Annotated in this window: 17 protein-coding genes, 1 tRNA gene and 2 pseudogenes; 9 read left to right on the top strand and 11 right to left on the bottom strand. The window is 48.2% G+C overall.

The genetic code is table 11. From position 1 onward, the window contains the following. Positions 1-78: 78 nt before the first annotated feature. From SYNPCCP_RS08100 to SYNPCCP_RS08075, 6 genes are all read right to left on the bottom strand, one after another. Positions 79-1,515: a sugar transferase gene (locus tag SYNPCCP_RS08100; RefSeq protein WP_010872758.1), complete on the bottom strand. Its 1,437-nt coding sequence runs from the start codon at positions 1,513-1,515 to the stop codon at positions 79-81. Positions 1,516-1,592: 77 nt separating this feature from the next. Then, positions 1,593-1,874 carry a glutaredoxin family protein gene (locus SYNPCCP_RS08095; protein ID WP_010872757.1) on the bottom strand — a complete coding sequence of 94 codons (282 nt, stop codon included), beginning with the start codon at positions 1,872-1,874 and terminating at the stop codon, positions 1,593-1,595. Continuing rightward, positions 1,871-3,430, bottom strand: a complete 1,560-nt coding sequence (gene lnt, locus SYNPCCP_RS08090) for an apolipoprotein N-acyltransferase (RefSeq protein ID WP_014407107.1) — start codon at positions 3,428-3,430, stop codon at positions 1,871-1,873. Before lnt ends, SYNPCCP_RS08095 begins: the two co-directional genes overlap by 4 nt. 93 nt (positions 3,431-3,523) lie before the next feature. Next, positions 3,524-4,879, bottom strand: a complete 1,356-nt coding sequence (locus SYNPCCP_RS08085; protein ID WP_010872755.1) for a hypothetical protein — start codon at positions 4,877-4,879, stop codon at positions 3,524-3,526. A 68-nt stretch (positions 4,880-4,947) separates the two neighbouring features. Next, a complete protein-coding gene (locus SYNPCCP_RS08080; protein WP_010872754.1) occupies positions 4,948-6,372 on the bottom strand; it encodes an isochorismate synthase in 1,425 nt (474 codons plus the stop codon). A 66-nt stretch (positions 6,373-6,438) separates the two neighbouring features. Further along, positions 6,439-6,509 (bottom strand) — tRNA-Gly (locus SYNPCCP_RS08075). Between the two features lie 65 nt (positions 6,510-6,574). Between SYNPCCP_RS08075 and SYNPCCP_RS08070 the strand changes: the two genes are divergently transcribed. The 3 genes and pseudogenes from SYNPCCP_RS08070 to SYNPCCP_RS17615 all read left to right on the top strand — a co-directional run. After that, positions 6,575-7,321 (top strand): biotin/lipoate A/B protein ligase family protein, encoded by a 747-nt coding sequence (locus SYNPCCP_RS08070; protein ID WP_020861783.1) that lies wholly within the window; start codon positions 6,575-6,577, stop codon positions 7,319-7,321. A gap of 106 nt (positions 7,322-7,427) precedes the next feature. Next, positions 7,428-8,447, top strand: a pseudogene (locus SYNPCCP_RS17130) (transposase). Positions 8,448-8,467: 20 nt separating this feature from the next. Beyond that, positions 8,468-8,617, top strand: a pseudogene (locus SYNPCCP_RS17615) (IS1 family transposase); the annotation flags it as partial. An 11-nt stretch (positions 8,618-8,628) separates the two neighbouring features. On the opposite strand, the gene SYNPCCP_RS08060 reads toward SYNPCCP_RS17615, so the two are convergent. The 3 genes from SYNPCCP_RS08060 to ndhL form a co-directional block, all read right to left on the bottom strand. Next, entirely contained in the window at positions 8,629-9,132 is a 504-nt protein-coding gene (locus SYNPCCP_RS08060; protein WP_010872750.1) for a DUF177 domain-containing protein, read from the bottom strand. Between the two features lie 57 nt (positions 9,133-9,189). Beyond that, a complete protein-coding gene (locus SYNPCCP_RS08055) occupies positions 9,190-9,504 on the bottom strand; it encodes a DUF3007 family protein (protein WP_020861781.1) in 315 nt (104 codons plus the stop codon). 107 nt (positions 9,505-9,611) lie between these two features. Then, complete coding sequence (gene ndhL / locus SYNPCCP_RS08050) at positions 9,612-9,854, bottom strand: NAD(P)H-quinone oxidoreductase subunit L (protein WP_010872748.1); 243 nt, start codon at positions 9,852-9,854, stop codon at positions 9,612-9,614. Positions 9,855-10,315: 461 nt separating this feature from the next. Between ndhL and SYNPCCP_RS08045 the strand changes: the two genes are divergently transcribed. Next, positions 10,316-10,777: a hypothetical protein gene (locus tag SYNPCCP_RS08045; protein WP_010872747.1), complete on the top strand. Its 462-nt coding sequence runs from the start codon at positions 10,316-10,318 to the stop codon at positions 10,775-10,777. Here the strand turns inward: SYNPCCP_RS08045 and SYNPCCP_RS08040 are convergent. Further along, positions 10,767-11,909 (bottom strand): glycosyltransferase, encoded by a 1,143-nt coding sequence (locus SYNPCCP_RS08040; protein ID WP_199303571.1) that lies wholly within the window; start codon positions 11,907-11,909, stop codon positions 10,767-10,769. The two genes, SYNPCCP_RS08045 and SYNPCCP_RS08040, sit on opposite strands and share 11 nt — an antisense overlap. Positions 11,910-11,980: 71 nt before the next feature. Further along, positions 11,981-12,754: a pantothenate kinase gene (locus SYNPCCP_RS08035; RefSeq protein WP_010872745.1), complete on the bottom strand. Its 774-nt coding sequence runs from the start codon at positions 12,752-12,754 to the stop codon at positions 11,981-11,983. 79 nt (positions 12,755-12,833) lie between these two features. On the opposite strand from SYNPCCP_RS08035, the gene SYNPCCP_RS08030 reads away from it, so the two are divergent. From SYNPCCP_RS08030 to miaA, 5 genes are all read left to right on the top strand, one after another. Next, positions 12,834-13,736 (top strand): cytochrome c oxidase subunit II, encoded by a 903-nt coding sequence (locus SYNPCCP_RS08030; protein ID WP_010872744.1) that lies wholly within the window; start codon positions 12,834-12,836, stop codon positions 13,734-13,736. A gap of 213 nt (positions 13,737-13,949) precedes the next feature. Beyond that, positions 13,950-14,861: a gamma-carotene 1'-hydroxylase CruF gene (cruF, locus tag SYNPCCP_RS08025; RefSeq protein WP_010872743.1), complete on the top strand. Its 912-nt coding sequence runs from the start codon at positions 13,950-13,952 to the stop codon at positions 14,859-14,861. A 347-nt stretch (positions 14,862-15,208) separates the two neighbouring features. After that, complete coding sequence (locus SYNPCCP_RS08020) at positions 15,209-16,030, top strand: slipin family protein (RefSeq protein WP_231848061.1); 822 nt, start codon at positions 15,209-15,211, stop codon at positions 16,028-16,030. A gap of 55 nt (positions 16,031-16,085) precedes the next feature. Next, entirely contained in the window at positions 16,086-17,201 is a 1,116-nt protein-coding gene (locus SYNPCCP_RS08015; RefSeq protein ID WP_010872741.1) for a Gfo/Idh/MocA family protein, read from the top strand. Between the two features lie 7 nt (positions 17,202-17,208). Beyond that, on the top strand, positions 17,209-18,120 hold the full coding sequence (gene miaA, locus SYNPCCP_RS08010) for a tRNA (adenosine(37)-N6)-dimethylallyltransferase MiaA (protein WP_010872740.1): 912 nt from the start codon (positions 17,209-17,211) through the stop codon (positions 18,118-18,120). Positions 18,121-18,123: the final 3 nt, after the last annotated feature.

The raw sequence follows: 18,123 nt of genomic DNA, 5'->3' as shown, positions 1-18,123 counted from the left end.
TTTAAAAGGCTGAAACGCCTATTTCTCAAAGATTTTGCTCTACTTTCCTGGACTGACAATCGCTATATTTTCTAATCTCTAATAAGCTCCCTTCCTAAACAATAATATTCTGACAGTTTCCACCAGAATGTCCCAATCAAGATTTAATGACCAGTTATCAATATAGTACAAATCTAGTCGGGCTACGTCATCAAAGCTACCGATATCCGATCGCCCGGAAATTTGCCAAAGTCCCGTTACCCCAGGCATTACCTGATGACGAATATGGTGCCAAGCATCAAACCTTTCCACATCCCGCAGGGGCAGAGGCCTGGGGCCCACCAAACTCATTTGCCCCATCATCACATTGAATAGTTGGGGGATTTCATCCAAACTACTGCGGCGGAGAAAATGCCCCAGGGGAATAATGCGGGGGTCCCGTTTGAGCTTGAACATGATGCCATCATCGTTTTCGTTGGCGGCTTCTAATTGTTGCTGAAGCAGGGGGGCATTGACCACCATGGTGCGAAATTTCCACATTTGAAAGGTTTTACCCTGGAGCCCCACCCGTTCCTGGCGGAAAAAAGCTGGGCCGGGGGAAGATAGTTTGATGGCAATAACGATCGCCAAAAATAGGGGAGAAAGCACCACAATACCAAATAACGCTCCACCATAGTCCAAAGCTCTTTTGAGGCGGTAATCCAACCCCACCAATAAAGGAATTTCCACCCGCACCGTTGGTAAACCAGCAAAAATCTCCGGCATGCCCCGGCGGTAGAGCATATCCCGGCTGGAGGGCAGTAGTCTTAGGGCAATGTTTTCCCCTCGTAAATGCCAGTACAAACTAGAGGCTAAATCCGCTTCAGGTAAAGCCTCCGCTAGAACTTCCTGGGCCCCGGATGCCAGAATTTGTTGCAGAGTGTGATGGCTGTGGGCTGTACTGGCCAAGGCAACTCCTACCACTCGGTATTGGGAACGCCGTTCCAAAGTAACGGTAAGGTGCTGAATACGGCAGGAGCTAGCAATTAAAAAAATAGGAATGGCTTGACGACTTTCCAGGGGACTGAGGACTAGGCTAATTACAAAACGGGCTAGGATGACAAAAATAATACTGGTGCCCCAAGCGGAAAAAAATAGGGAACGGGGCAGGTCGATCGCCGGATCGTAAAAATATTTGGCCACCAGGGTCAGCAAAAAAACGGAGCTGATCAGCTTAACAACTCCGAGAAAGTTTTGAGTGCGGGTCTGGGGACGGTATAAACCGGCGTAGGTAAAAACAATCAAAACGATGGCGGCATAGCACCAAAATAAACTGGGCAATCCCCACCAGTTCCACCAAACAAATTGCGGGGGGGGCGGGGAATAAAAATCATTGAGACGGTGGGCCACAATCCAAGCCACCAGTAGGGCAGTAAAGTCCGCCCCTAGCAAAAAAAACAGCTTCAACCATTGGGGGGGAGCCAAATGCACCCCGGTGAAATTATGGGGAGCCCGAATATCCGTTGCTAAAAACTTTTTACTAAACCACTTATTCATCCGTTGTCCCTGGGGGGCGCAATGAACGATCGCCGTTGCGTTCAATCTAAGCCTACCCTTTCCATTACCCAGGGAAATCAGCCATTAACGTATTGTTGCAGTAACTTTTCCAATTGACTAACAGGGGCCCGGGGAGATAGCCTCGGCAAAGTAATTTCCCCCGTCGGCGATCGCCACACTAATACCGGAATTTCGTATTGGTAGGCGGCCCACCATTGTTCGTCAGTGGTGATGTCACGGACTTCTAGCTCAATGGTTAGGCTATTAATCTGGGCTAATTTTTCCATCAATCCTTCACAAAGATGGCAACCGGGCTTGCTGTATAAAATTAATTCCATTATGTTTTCAGTATTTTTCACCGTTGGTTAAGTGGGAAAACAATTTGGTAAAGCCAGGCGATCGCCGAGACAACCAGTAATAAAAACACTACCCAGTCCCCCCAACGGCTGTAGAGAATGAGGCCCCGGCGACGGTAAATGGGGGCAGCATGGATTTCATACTGGTTCATGGCCGATAACCAAAGGGTTTTTCCCCGGGGATTAATTATCGCCGAAAGTCCAGTGTTGGTGGCCCGGGCCAACCAACGATCGCCTTCAATGGCCCGCATCACGTCTAGGGCATGGTGTTGGGCCGCCATGGTGTCGCTGTAATGGGCGTTGTTGGCACTGGAAAGAATAAATTCCCCTCCCTGTAACAGTTGGGAACGCAATAGATCGGGAAAGGCAGATTCGTAACAGATCACCACCGCCGCTGGCCCAAAGGGAGTTGGTAAAACCTGGGGGCGATCGCCTGGGAGTAGCTGTTCTTTAAGGGGGGAAAGCCGTTGAATCAACTGACCAAAAACGTTACTGAGCGGAATATATTCCCCCAGGGGTACTAGTTTAAACTTATCGTAACGACCAAGCAATTTTCCCTGGCCATCCACCGTCAATAAACTATTGGTGTAACCATCCCCTTTAGTGCCATAGGCCCCCAACCACACCGGCACTTGGGTTTGTAAAATAGCTTGGTAAAAGCCACTTTTGGCCACCACCGTTTCCCAAAGATAGGGTAAGGCTCCCTCCGGGGTGAGTACTATTTCTGCTCCTTGCTCAGTTAGTTTTTTGTAACCTTCTGTGTAACCGGCGATCGCCCGCTGCCAACCTTCACTATTAAATTTAATTTGGTTGGGAATATTCCCCTGGATAATACCCACATTAATTTTCTCCTCCGGTGTATCCGCTAAAGGTTTTTGATAGAGTAACCAACCTCCTCCTTGACAGAATAACCAAATGAGAATAGCAATTAAAAAATAATGCCAATTTTGTTTATTTTTGTTAACAGTTTTACCGTCTAAAAAATCAATTAAACCTAAAGCTAAAAATCCATTAACAGCCACAATAAAAGCACTTAATAAAGCCGGGCCACCAATGGCTCCCCACTGCAAAAAATGTAACTGACTAGGGCTTTGGGTATAGGCCACAGGACTCCACCAGAGAATGGAATGACTCCAAAGAGTTTCCAACCCACACCAACTAGCGGTGCCCCAAAGTATAAATAAATATTTTTTAAAGGTGGAATTGACTTTTGTCCGGGCTGTGGTAACTTCCCAAACCGCCATGGCCAGTAACCAAACAAATACTAGGACAACACCCCAAGCTGTGATGGCTAACCAACAAAAAGCGGCGATCGCCAGACTAGCTAACCAAGGCACTCCTAACCAGGTAAGGGGATGGACTCCGGTGATCCAAAATAAGGCCACGCCATAAAATCCCCCTCCCCAAGCTATGGCTGTTAGTGACCTTGAAATTAAAAATTGTTTAAGCTGGGTAAAATTAAGCCTAGTAGTGTTAGCTCTAAAAATCCAAATCCAGAGGGGAATTTGTCCAAACCAAGCTACATAGGTCCAACCTAAAGGAGCCGTTGCCAAACCCATGGCAATGCCCCCCAATAGTAAGGGCAAAACTTTTCTTGCTATGGTGCTCAATTTTTCTTTAGTCAATCAGTTTGCATCCCCAAAAATTATCCCTTAAAGCTGCTGGGCCCGACTTTGGGCTTGGTTAATTAGGGTCTGAGCCTGGTCATAAACGGTGGTGCCAGGCTGTACCTTTTGCAATTGGCTAATAATCTGGCTAATTTCCCCTTTAATGCGGTTACGACCCTGACTATCATTACTGGCAGGCAGATTAGTGAGTAGGTTTTGAATTTGAGTTTGGGCTTGGTCAAATTGAGCCGTTGCTCCCTGTTCCGCCGCCAAATTGATGCGAATTTTACCGAGGGTTTCCGTATATTCGGCCAAAAAAGTTTGGGCTGACAAATATTGGGCGTCCTGGGGTTGCACCGTTTGTAGTCTTTGGATGGCTTCTTGGTACAAATTCAATACTTCCTGCCATTGATTCGCCGTTAACGGAGCCTGGGCCATGGTTTGATCCGCCCGTTGGGCAAATTGTTGGGCCGCCATCACCATGGTTTGGGTTTGATTCGTACCAGCCACTAAGCCTGCGGCCTGTTGAAATTCCTGTTCATAGTTCCGTAAACGATTGGTGGTTTGACTCCCGGCTAAGGTTTGCTCTGGAATTAGGGTTAATTCATTGATGGCTCCTTGCCAACTTTTGATCGCCGCTTGTCGTTGTTCTGGGATAGTGGCCTGTTCATAGCTAGCCCTAGCAGTTTGAATGTTTTGTTCCGCTGTGGTCAGGGCCGATAGGGCATTTTTTTCCTGAAAAATCCTGGCTTCCATGCGCCCCACCTGGGCCCGGGCCCGCTGAAATTCATCAAAGGTGAAATTCCAGGAACAACCTCCCATAAACTGGCAAACCTTCACCGGCTCATAGCCAAGGAACCACACTGGCAACTGATCTAAATTTTGCTGGGCTAGGCGCACTTTTTCCGCCCCCAATTCAATGTCCGCCGCGCTGGTGGCATTATTCACCAACTGATCCGCCTGTTCTCCGTGGGCGATCGCCTCGCGGTAATTTCTATCCATGTTCAGATAACTGGGCAGTAGCAACATGGGGGCCACCCGGGCCACCGGCCGCCGCACCATAGGATAGGGCAAATTCACCAACCAAATTAAGCCCATAAAACCCACTAGACCAGCCCCCATAACTCCCCCGGTCATTAGCCAGAGCCGCCATTGCTGGGCCGTATTTAACTTCGCCGCCTTAGTTAGGGTTTGGTCGGCCATGGTGGGGAACATATCCGTCACCTGCTCGGCCAAATCTTCTTTACCCAGGGGTTTACCTTTTTCCTGGGCTAATTGATTTAAGCGTTTGAGGACGATATCCTTTTGCACCTCAAAGCCGAGGGATTCCGCTTCCCGATTAATTTCCTTGGTTAAAAATGACTTTGCTTTAGCATTGAGACGCATGACAGTTTCCCCCATTTAGACTGAAACGCAACGGCGGACTACCCATATTCTATTTTGCCCCGCCATTGTTGCGAGATTATTAGTTAAATCAAAGAACGCCAGAGAGTTTGAAGTTTGAGCTCAATTTCTGCCACTTCTTTGAGGGGATCGGAACCGGCCACAATGCCCGCCCCGGCGTATAGTCTGGCTCGATTACGGGACAGAAGGGCAGAACGAATACCGACAATAAACTCAGCATTACCTTCACTGTCCAACCAACCCAGGGGAGCAGCATAGAGATTGCGGTCAAAGGTTTCATGGCGACGGATTAAATCTTCGGCGATCGCTACGGGGACACCGGCCACAGCGGGGGTGGGATGGAGTTGTTGCACCAGGGCCAGGGGATGGATGTGGGGCGGCAGAGGGGCTTGAATTTGGGTCCAGAGGTGCTGAATATTGGCCAATTTAAGCAACTTCAAGGAGGAAGCCTGGGGGCTTAGGCCCAATGCCCGGAGACGCTGGAGGAGGTAATCCAACACCGCTTGATGTTCCCGCAATTCCTTGGGATTGTGCAATAACTCTTGCCCCAATTGGCGATCGCCCTGGACATCGACATCCCTAGGAGCCGAACCTGCTAGGGCATCGGTGACCAGCTGTTGATTATGCAAACTAAGTAATCTTTCTGGGCTAGCCCCCACAAAACAATCCCCCTGGCCATTGCCCCAGGAGAATAAATAGCAATCTCCATACTGTTGCCGCAGTCGTTGCAAACAATGGGCCACATTGAGTCGAGAACCATAGTCCAAATCCAACGCCGTTGCCAGCACTACCTTGCTCAATCTTTGCTGGGCAATTTCCTCCAAGCTAGAGGCGATCGCCTTGGAAAGCTTGGCCACCTCTATTCCCGTCAATCGGGGAGCTTTTACAACCATGGAGGGAGTATGGGTATCCCTAGCAGGTTGGGCCCGACGGATAGCGCTGAGCATTCGACCGATAAAATCCACCAAATCGGTGACATTGGTGTTGCCATCTAAACTAATTTGCCAGCTTAATAAGCAATGCTGGGACGTTTTCACCACTTGGATTTGGGGTAAAAACAAAAAAGAATTAGCAAAAGGATTGCGGTTGGAGGGGCGGTCAAAAAAACTAAAGCCACAAAAAATATAGGGGCGTTGACTTCTGCCCTGGACATTACCAATGGGCACTAAGCGCTGGAAACATTCCTCTGCAAATTGTTGGGCTAAACTGAAGCGATACTTGCCAGAAATCCTCAGGGACTGGCAAATACCAAAAGCCAGTATGGTTTCCCCTCGCTGGGGATTTTCGCCGTAAAAATGCACCTTATCTTGGACATTGAGCGCCCCAAATACCGCCAGGGGATCAACCTTGCCCAAGTTCTCCGTAAAGCTCCACAGGAACCGTTGGCCAGAAGCAAGTCCCCTCTGCTGTTCCACCAGATAACCGTGCAGAACCGAGGAATTATCGAGGGAGCATGGATGACGGTCGAGGAGGGGTGTCGCAACGGACATCAGGGACGATCAGAAATTATCAATCAAAATTATCGAGTTTCGGAGACCGCTGTACCCATTACCCAAAGCGGGTGAGGGGAATCGAACCCCTATCATTAGCTTGGAAGGCTAAGGTTTTACCACTAAACTACACCCGCGTGTTGTCCTAGCGTTTTTAAGACTAACATATTTTGCCTAGACTTTTGTCAGGAGAACTTTCCCGTTGGCTACCCTTCCCCCTGCTCAGTCTTCCCCCTGGCGTTTATTGCCCTACATCCAAGCTCCCGGTAATTTACAAATGGCCTTGGATCAATGGTTATTGGAAGATTATTTTCCCCGCACCGGGCGATCGGTATTGCGATTCTACGGTTGGTCTAGGCCCACCATTTCCCTAGGTTATTTGCAAAAATCCTGGCCAGACCATTGGCGGCAATTAACTTGGCAGGGGCAATCGCTTGGGTTGGTAACGAGGCCCAGTGGTGGGCGGGCAGTGTTGCACCAAGGGGGGCTAACCTATGCTGTGGTCACCGGGGCCACCGGAGGAAAGCGGCGGGAAATTTATCAGCACATTTGCCAATTTCTCATCCAAGGTTGGGACCAGTTAGGACTGTCCTTAACCTATGGCCGGGGAGGAAGGGGTTATATCCACAATGCCAGTTGCTTCAGCACCGCTACGATGGCGGATTTAGTCAGCCCCACCGGGGACAAATTAATTGGCAGTGCCCAACGGCAAACTTCCAACGCCCTTCTGCAACACGGGGAAATGATCTGGCATGGCGATCGCCATTTGTTTGAGCTTGTTTTTAACCAACCGGCTCCTTGGCAAAAAACCATGGCAGAGTTGACCAATGATCCCAGTCTGCCCCAGGTTTTAAAGGTTTTAACGACTGCAGCCCAACAGCACTTTCAATCCCACTTACGGTGGGAACCCCTAACGCCCCAAGAGTGGGCCATGGTGAAGGAAAAATAGAAAAAATACTGAAGCTAATTTTGGCTGGACTTCCTGCTCGTTGTGAATAAAGTTGTGAATAACATTGACAGGACTTACGCAAGATAGATGAGGTTAAGGTGGTAGGATAACTTTTTTCACTCGTTTAGATTACTGTCAGTATTTACTGAGCAGCCCAATTAACTACACCCTAACAAACCTTGCCAAGCATCTCGATGGCGTGAGCCATAACCGAATTAAACGTTACCTACAGGGAGTAAAACTGACTCCTCGTTTGCTATGGGAACAAGTACGTCTAGAGCTAATCGAATCACCAAAAGCTTATGTTGTCTTTGACGATACGGTGTTAGACAAAAGCTATAGTAAAAAAATCGAATGCAGTCAGTGGCAGTATAGTGGCAATGCCCGAGGACTAGTCAAAGGTATTGGTCTGGTCAGTTGTGTTTATGTCAATCCAGAGGTGAATCAGTACTGGGCGATCGACTATCGTCTATATGGCAAATGGATGGATAGTTACAGTAAGCTAGAGCATGTCAAGGAAATGCTCAGTCAAGTGACACATAGCAAGAATCTGATGTTCGCCACTGTACTGATGGATAGTTGGTACGCAACTAAAAAGCTGATGGCTTTTATTGATGACACATTAAACAAGATTTACTACTGCCCGCTGAAACGGAACCGATTGGTGGACGATAGTGGCATCACTTCTCCATACCAACGGGTAGATGCACTGCTATGGGATGCATCCGAAATACAGCAAGGAAAAGTGATTAAAATTTGAGGCTTTCCGGCTCACAAAAAAGTGCAACTGTTCCGAGTTACGGTGTCACCACACCGGACGGAATTCGTCGTGACTAATGACTTATCTCAAGATTCGACTCAGGCGACACGAGAGGAGTGTCGAATGCGCTGGAAGATTGAGCATTTTCATCGCGAACTAAAGCAGTTGACTGGTGTAGAAGCCTGTCAATGTCCCAAGGGACGCATTCAACGTAATCATATTCACTGTGCCTTACAGGTCTGGAATTTTCTTCGTCGTCAAGCGGTTAATAGCCCATTGACAGTCTACGAAATATCTCATCAACCATGGTCTGATTTCCTGCGTCAACAGCTTCGTTCCCCTGCTCTTAAGTTTTCTTTTGCGTAAGTCCTGAATGGATTTGTCACCGCCTCATTGGGAGATTCATCGACTGGGAACTGGGAAATCATGATGGCACCCAGGGTCGTTTGCTAGAGCAACTGACAAAGTGCAAAGTGACGGTGCACTGTACTGATAACTGGAAGCCCTATCAACAACTGCTGGATGAATATCCCAATGTTGGTTGATTTTAATTCCATTGCTGTTTCAAATCTGCCAGGGCGGCCCAACGACGATCAAAGCCATTGCCTGTGCCATCATCCGGCACCTGGGGAGCTTGGCAATCTTTACCACATAAGTTTTTCAGGGGCAGAGCTAAATTAAATTGCTCATATAACCAGGTTTCCACATCAAAGTGACCATCGGGGGGCAACACTTCCGACAAGTCATCCCAACTTAGTTCCCGTTCCAAGACTGGGATCGTATTTTCCCCTTGGTTATCCAACCAGAGTATTTCCTTGGTATCTAATGCTAGCCGTTGGTTATAGCTTTGGGCACAACGGTCACAGTGGAGGGTAACAATGGTTTCCGCTTCGGCTTTCACTTCCAAAAAGGTTCCCCCATGGCGCACAGACACTTCCCCGCGCACCGGCGTTAGGGTCTTCAAGTCGGCGATCGCCTGATCAATGGCCAGGACCTGGGTACAGCGGGGCTGTTTGAGGAGATGGGGTAAGTAAATGGGCTGTATAACCATGGCAAAAATCGACAAACACTATTCAGCCAGCAAGACAACAATGGACAGGAAAGTCTTTTAGGTACTGGATGTATCCTTTTCTTCCACCACTTCGGCCTGGAGTTTTTCCCGTTCCTCTGGGGTCATATTCGCCCAGCGGAGTTCGATCATTTTATCTTCATACTCTTTAATCTGTTGGTGATAGGTCATGTCGTGGGTAAATACCCTAGTGACATAGGAAAGGAGCCAAATGATTAGGCCCCCCACTAGCACCGCTTGGGTCCAAATGCCAGCCTGCTGAGCTTCGATGCCAAAACCCTGCAATCCGGCGTAAACTACTCCGCCCAAAAGGAAAAAACCCAGGGCAATGGCCAAAGCATCAATGCGTCGCATGGTGGTTTTTCCTGGGATGACAAATGGGAACAATGGGCAACAAAAAAACACGGCAACTGGGTCTGGAGTAACAGCCGACTCAGTTAGAGACTAAACAAAAGCAAAATCTAGGCAGCCTGGCGGCGGGGTCGTAGATTCAGCACCGGACTGAGCACTAGTAACCCAGGGAAGAAGAGAAAGACCAAAAAATACATGACTAGTCTTTCGACGGAACTAGCCACGTACCAACGCTTTTGCAAATACCAATACAAAAGGGCTGGAAAAACCAATAGATAGGCTAGGCTTAGGCCTAGATAAATTATCGCCAATAAACCGGTTTCAGAAAGTAGCAAACCTAATAAATCTTCCATAATCCTGGCGGGGGTTAGGGTAATGGGGCAATGGCCCAATCAAATTGTGAACCAATCTTGCCTGCTAAAGCAAGGAAGGAATTTATTATCTACAGAAATGATTGTTATTCGGAAGAATAATGGGCCTCACATTCTGAAGACGGGCGGAAAACCCTCGTTCCGAAGGGCAAAACCACGGTCACAAAAGAATATTTTGTACGTGTCTAGCTTGGTTTTCGCTATTTTTTGCTATATCAGTCCGATCACTGTATCAAAAATTGAAGCTAGGGCGCAAGGCACACCAGCCACTGGCTTGTCCCAGTAAATTGGTCAGCGAGCAAGGGTCCTTCCTGCCCAGCATTTTGCTCAATGGGCTGATAAACACAATCAAAATGTCAGTGATTATGATAGAGTCCGGCTGAACAGAAAAAGTAAACTGCAGCTCTGACCAGACCTCTATTTTTTTAGACAGTCGTGCATCTATGGGTTCCCCAGAATTTTCTCCTAATGTTACCTCTCTAACAACTAAACCTCCTAAACGCTCCCGCCATCGTAAAAGACCCAAACGTCGCCCCATCCATTGCCCTATCCACGGTTGTTACCTAGATAGCGTCAGCCAAAAACATGGACTCTACGCTGACCAAATTGCCCAACTGCGGAGCCGGGGCTACACCCACAAAAAAGCGAGTCTTGTCCTTGGCGATCGCCCCACCGTCAGCCTTACCGGGGAATGGCTAGAAGAATTTTGGTGTCCGGAATGCCAAAGCAAGCGATGGTACTACGTTCGCAAGCAGGACAGTATTTACATGGTTACCCCTGCTCCCCGTAGTCTGTGGGAAACCGCCACCGGGGTAACTGATCCCAAGGGAAATCCCTCCGTTAGCCAATATACAAAGACTAATGCCAATCAACACCGACTTAAATCATCCCGCTTTAACTTTTAGGGATAGGGGAAGCCGGTATCATTTTGCCCCCCTTGGTAAGACGATAGGTTATGCCCCGCCACAGGACTTGTCGTTGGGAAAAAGATAGGGCCCAAAAAACCAAGCCAAAGCAGTCCCGCAATAGTAATAAAGGTAAATAGCGGATAGTTTCCCCATCTTTTAGTTCCTGGGCAACTATGGCCGCTGTCCCATAACGGGTAGCTAGGGTTATGAACAGAATTAGCCAGGCCCAAGGCTCAGACCAATGACAAAAGGTAAACAAAAAGGCGAAGGGCACTGCCCGAATAATGATGGTGGCTAAAAAAGGCAAGGGGCGAGCCAGGTAAGTATTTTGATCCCAATAAAGTTGATGGCTCCACCAATTAGTCCAATTATCCAAATTCACCCCTGCGTCGATGACATAGGGCAGTAAAACCATCTTTAACCCCCCCGTCCAAACCCGCTGCCCCAGTTCAAAATCCTCCACCAAGTAGTCTGCTAAACTTTCTAGGCCGCCAATTTCCGTTAAAGTCGATCGCCGAATGGCAATGGAAGGACCTAAACAAGCTTTGGATGCTCCAGTTACCTCCGCAAACAGAACACTGGGCATGAAGTCAGCATTGATGCTCAGCAATTCTAAACCTTCGTACCATGTTTGGGCTTGGGTCAACTTGAAAGGGGTGGTGACACAGCCCACCAGGCGATCGCCCAAGGGACTGACCATGGTGGCCAAGTAATCGGGGCGCAGATTGGTGTCACTGTCGCTTATCACCAAAATGTCGTATTTAGCATGTTTTAATCCCCCTAGGAGATTATTAACCTTACCGTTGGCTCCCTGTTCGATTTGATGCACCGCCACAATAATTTTTTCTGGGCCAAACTCCGCTTGAAGCTTTTTGACTATGGGCAACGCCGGATCCTGGGGATCTTGCACACAGTAGATTACTTCATAGGCGGGATAATTCTGCTGGGCAATGGTGCGTAAGTTGGCTTCTAGGTTTTTTTCCAAGCCCCGCACTGGCTTCAGCACTGACACCCCTGGTTGGAAATCTTGCTTGGGTAGAGACCTTGCCAGAAAAAGGCTAGTGGTAAACACGGTCAGCAGGTTATATACAATGCCCCCGGATATGGGCAATAAACATAACCAGGACATAATTTCCCCCCATTGGCCAAGATTCACCCCGATTTAACCTCCCGTAGCTATAACAATGCCGACCCCTAACCCTAACAGATGGGGCGATCGCCGTGGTGTATGGCCGCCATACCGAGGAAGATCAAATTGTCATCCCAGGCCACCGAAAGATTAGGAGAATGCTCTTTTAGGAAGCCATGTAATATCTTGCCGTCTCCCCCGGTGATAACCATGGCGGCACCAGGAAAAAGCTTTTGCCAATCCTGGAGATAACTCTGCAATGCCCCCAACACGCCATAGACAACACCACTAAAAATGGCGCTGGGGGTATCTAAAGCCCAACGGTCAGGCAACTCGGTTAATTGATCCATTTCTAACTTCGGTAGGGCCGCCAGGCGATCGCCAAGGGTTGCTAACTGCAATCCCAAACCGGGCAAGATCGCTCCCCCCACCAGTTTTTTATCTTGGTCAAACCCTGTAATGGTCAAAGCAGTGCCTCCATCAACCACTAGACAGGGAAAGCCGTAGGTCAGCCCCGTCCCTAAACCAGCCAGGGCCCGGTCAATGCCAAAGCTGGGGTAAAGATTGACCAGGGGAAGATTCTTCAGGGTCAAAATTTTAGGCTGATATACTCGCCAAACTTCGGTTTGTTCCGGTACCACCGATGCCAACATCAGAGGAACTTTCCCCAACAAAACCGGCAACTGAGCTGACTTGGGGTTGTAATCTGTAACCCAGGTTTGCAGGGGAGCATTGCCGCTACAATATGCCCAGTGCAGACGGGAGTTGCCTATCATTAGGCCTAACCAAGGTTTTTGCTTGTCATTATCCAGGGCTAAACCACAACCCGGCTTTGATGTTTCCACAGCAACCAAATTTCTGCCTTTGGCAGACTAAGCTAATCTAGCTTCCCCATTAGACCACGGCTAACCAGAGTGATTAACTATGAGTCGCAAAAATCTCATCCTATTGGCGGTTTACATTGTTTTTACCGTGGGAGCTAGTCTGTGGTTGGGACAGCGAGCTTACCAATGGCTACCCCCTGCCGCCGCCCAGGAGGCACAACCTGTGGGGGATTTGTTTAGTTTTTTGGTCAGCCTTGGTAGCGTGGTCTTTTTGGGAGTGGCGGGGGCCATGGCATACTCGGTTATTTTCCATCGATTCAGCCTGCAGAATCCCCAGGGGGCACCGATCCGGGGTAATGCCCGTTTGGAAATTTTTTGGACAGTGGTGCCGATTATTTTGGTGACCTGGATTGCTTGGTATAGCTATGTCATTTACCAACGAATGAATGTGCTCGGCCCCTTACCCGTGGTGGAAGTGCCTCAATTACTGGGGGAAAAGGCGATCGCCGCCGATGCTCCAGCGGAACTAGCCATGGCCCAAGGAAGCAATATTAACCCCGAAAGGATTGGCGTAGAAGTTAAACAATGGCTGTGGACTTTCACCTATCCCAATGGGGGGGTAACTAGCCATGAATTGCATTTGCCCCTCGATCGCCGGGTAACATTGAATATGACCTCCAAAGATGTGCTCCATGGGTTTTACGTGCCTAATTTCCGCATTAAACAGGACATTGTGCCCAACCGAGAAATTGAATTTAGTTTTACGCCCAATCGTTTGGGGGAATATAAGCTCCACGACTCTCAATTTAGCGGCACCTACTTTGCCGTCATGACAGCTCCCGTGGTGGTGCAATCTTTGTCCGACTACCAAGCTTGGCTGGAAAGTCAAAAATCCCTTACCCCAGGGGAATTACCGAATCCGGCCCTGGATGAGTTTAAACAAACTCCCACAACACCTCTGAAAAGCGGCTGGCCCACCGTGCCACCTGGGACTCGCCAATAGAGCTTAGGGGAAGTTGGGGAGGCCCCTCGATTCCTCAAAATTTAAGGTGAATTTAAGTTAAAGTCCCTCAACCTTGGGGAATTTAGAGGATAAATCCAGACCTTTTAAACATCCTTTCCAGTGGCCCACCATCAATTAACCCACCGCTCCTGGTAAAGATTTGTAAACTATAATGACTTAGAATTTGAATGTAGTTTTAGCGGTAGAGACTGAATGGAAAAACTAATGCGGATTGAGCGGCTATTGCTGATTGGCCATATCGGCTCCATGGCTTTTGGCTTGGCGGGGTTATTACTAGTATTACCCCACCCGGAATTCATCGCCCATTTGCCTCCCATTGGCCAAGTCGCTTTTCAATGGTCTATGGCTGGTGGTGGCGTGGCCTACATGCTGCTGGGCTTTGCCGCTGTGGCTGTTTATGCATTCCGCACCCTGGGGCTTTTGCCTACCCTCGGATTTTTGATTCCCGCCCTGGGTATTTCCGTTTCTGCTGAATTATTGGGGACCAGCACTGGTTTTCCCTTTGGTTACTACCGCTATCTATCGGGATTGGGCTACAAAATCGCCGGTTTAGTCCCCTTTACCATTCCCCTTTCCTGGTTTTACCTAGGATTTTGCTCCTATCTTTTGGTCAGAGCCGGTTTACGTCATAGCAATTTACCCCGCCTAGGGCAAGAATTGACGGCGATCGCCGTGGGGGCGACTTTGTTGATGTCCTGGGATTTTGTTTTGGACCCCGCCATGAGCCAAACCACCATGCCCTTTTGGGTCTGGGATGTACCCGGGGCCTTTTTCGGCATGCCCTACCAAAACTTTGCCGGTTGGTTTTGCACCGGGGCGATATTTATGACGGTGGCCACCATCATTTGGCGGGTCAATAAAGTTGAAATTCCCGAAGCGGACTTTTCCCTACCCTTGGCTATGTATCTGGGCAATTTTGGCTTTGCCATGGTGATGAGCATTGGAGCCCACATTTATCCTCCCATTTTCCTCGGCTTTTTATTGGGGGTTGCTCCAGCTTTATATTTCTACCGTCGAGCTGGAGAAGATTCCCGTTCCACCGCCGTTTCTCGTTTAAAGTCTGTCATTGAGCAGGACAAAGCTGATTTGGCGGCCATTAAATAATTAAATAAACGATTGTAATTTTTTTGCTGGCGGGTATGACTTTCCATTTTTAAATGCCAAGTTTGAGTAGATCATTGCAAAGGGGCGTTGTAGGATGGAATGTCAGCAACCGTCACCTGCCGCCATAGGTACTTTACCTCGGGGACTTACATTCAGACAGGGTATTGCGGGGTAAGTCTCCAAACATCGTGGGTTGTTAACCTACTCCATAAAAAATACCCAGGCGAAGCTGGCGATCGAGTGTAAAAGACTCAACTCAACGCAGACCTGCAATAGGGGGGATACCGGCAAGATTTTCAGTCTTGGCTCAACCTTTGTTCCGTCGTAGTTGGGGATTGTCCTTACCTTTGCCTGGGGCTAAAACGATCATTTCCATGGCACGACAAGCTCGCTATCAAAACCTTTTAGGGCTCAATCCGAGAACTGAATCCCGCAGTCTAATTTGGTGTCGTCGTTTCTCCGTTCGTCCTAATTGCCTTGGGCTTTTGTATAGAAAAAATTGCTTTGAAAAAACTTTAGAACCGGGTATTTACTCCTTTTGGGATTTTCGCTCAGAATTGGAACTTTTCCTGATTCCCCGTTCTGACCAGTTCTTTATTGTTACAAATCAAGAAGTATTAACCAAAGATAATATTCCTCTACGTTTTTCTTACATTGTCAATTATAGAATTACAGACGGTCAGAAATTGTTGACCTATATTGATCCTGCCCAAATGGGATACATCGAAGGGCTAGCAAGTATGATTCAAACTCTGATTCATCCTCTAACCCAAATTTATTGGCGTAGTGCTATTAGTGTAATTAACAGCCTTGAGCTTAATGAGCAATGGGAAGCTTTCATCCCCAATATTCCGGATGAATTGCAAGAATCAGCCCAAAAATTTGGGGTTATGATTGAAGCAATGAAATTAAGGGATATTACTTTTCCCAAAAATATCCAAACTCTTTTTGCTCTTCAGTTAGAAGCCAAAATTAGAGGTCAAACGGATTTGGAAAATGCCCGCACAGCAGTTGCCACCGCTAGGGCGTTAAAAAATGCTTCCCAATTAATAGGAGATGATCAAAATATTAAGTTCCTGCAGTATCTAGAAACCTTAATTAAAATCGCATCTTCTGGGAAGCATACCTTTGTTGTTGGTGGCTCAGAAAAAATAACATCGGATAGTTGAAATTCAGCAAATTAAAATCTGTTTCTCTGTCCCCTTCAAACTTTGAGCATTACCCATGACTAAATCCCCAAACCTAACCGTCGCTGTCATTGGTACCGGCTTTGGCCAAGCTGTGCATATTCCCGCCCTGCAATATCATCAGCAGACCCAGGCGATCGCCATTTACCATCGGGATTTGGCTAAAGCCCAGGAGGTGGCTAAATCCAACGATCTAGCCTATAGCTACAACAATCTGGAAGAATTGCTGGCTAACCCGGAAGTTCAAGCAGTTACCATTGCCAGCCCACCGTTTCTCCATTATGAAATGGCTAAGCAGGCCATTTTGGCGGGGAAACATGTGTTGTTGGAAAAGCCCATGACATTAAGGGTGGAGGAAACCATTGAACTATACCATCTGGCCCGGCAACGGGAAGTGCAGGTAATACCGGATTTTGAATTTCGTTTTGTCCCTGCTTGGCAATATGTGGCGGAACTTTTGGGGCAGGGAATTTTAGGGCAGTTGAAACTGATCAAAGTGGATTGGTTGGTGGGTAGTAGGGCCAACCCCAACCGGGCTTGGAATTGGTATGCCCAAAGGGAAAAGGGGGGCGGTGCTTTGGGGGCGTTGGCTTCCCATACCTTTGACTATCTCCATTGGCTATTTGGCCCGGCTCAGAGTTTAGCAGCTAATTTAAGTGTGGCGATCGCCGAACGGCCTGATCCCCTGGACAATAATCGTTTGAAGCCAGTGACGGCGGAAGATACGGCGCTAATCAGTTTAACTTTGGCCAATGACGTTCCCTGCCAAATAAATATTACCTCTGTAGCCCATGGTGGTCGCGGCCATTGGTTGGAGATTTATGGTGAAAAGGGGAGTTTAGTACTAGGCAGTGACAATCTTAAAGATTACGTCCATGGCTTTAGAATTTTCCACCATCCTGTGGGGCAACCCATGCAGGAATTGACGGTGCCGACCCGTTTAGATTTCCCCAAAGTATTTGCCGATGGCCGCCTTGCTCCCGTTGTCCGGGTAGTAGATGAGTGGGTGCAAAGTATTAACCAAAAAAGAACCCCCACACCATCTTTGCGCCATGGGGTTTACTCCCAACTATTAATGGATTTGACCAAGCAAGCCCATCAAGAAAAGCACTGGGTGGCTGTGCCGGATCTCGATCGCCTTTTGGCCCAGTAGTGTACCCATGGCCAAAGTTCCGCCCCTGATTGTTATTTGTGGCACCACCGCCAGTGGGAAATCCCAACTAGCCCTTGATCTAGCCCAGCGGTTAAACGCAGTTATTTTGGGGGCCGATTCCAGGCAAATTTATAAAGAATTGGACATTGGCACCGCTAAACCCACCCTTGGCGATCGCCAAACGGTACCCCATTATCTGATTGACATTTGTGAACCAACGGAAAACTTCACCCTAGCGGAATACCAACGGCAAGCCCAGGAGTTGATTGCGTCATTAAACCAACCGATTCTGCTGGTAGGCGGCACTGGTTTATACATCCAGGCGATCGTCAAGGGGTTAAAAATTCCTGCTGTTCCACCCCAGACCAATTTACGTGAACAGTTAGCTAACCTCGGCCAACCCTTTTGTTATCAACTTTTAAGTCAAGTGGACCCCGTAGCCCAAAGCAAAATTGAACCCGCTGACGTGGTGCGGACCCTGCGGGCTTTGGAAGTTTTCTATGCCACTGGGCGACCCATTTCCAGCCTACAAGGGGAAAATCCCCCCAGTTATCCCATTGTGCAAATCGGTTTAGGTCTGGAACCGGAGCAACTCCAACCCAGAATTGTTCACCGTACCCATGCCATGGTTGAGGCGGGGTTAGTGAAGGAAGTTGAGGGTTTAATCAATCAGTATGGGGAAGACCTACCCCTGCTCCATACCCTTGGTTACGCTGAGATTAAACAATATCTCCAAGGTCAAATATCGTTAACTCAAGCGACGGAGTCCATCATTGTCCACACCAGGCAATTTGCCAAACGTCAGCGCACTTGGTTCCGCAAAGATTCGGCAATCCACTGGTTTGATGCTAACCAGCCAAACCTATTAGATTCGGTGACAAAGTTAGTACAAGTTGACGTAAACGAAGGAATGTTTTAAGTA

Source organism: Synechocystis sp. PCC 6803 substr. PCC-P, from assembly GCF_000284455.1.
Lineage (GTDB): Bacteria > Cyanobacteriota > Cyanobacteriia > Cyanobacteriales > Microcystaceae > Synechocystis.
This window is presented reverse-complemented; position numbering and strand designations above follow the sequence as displayed.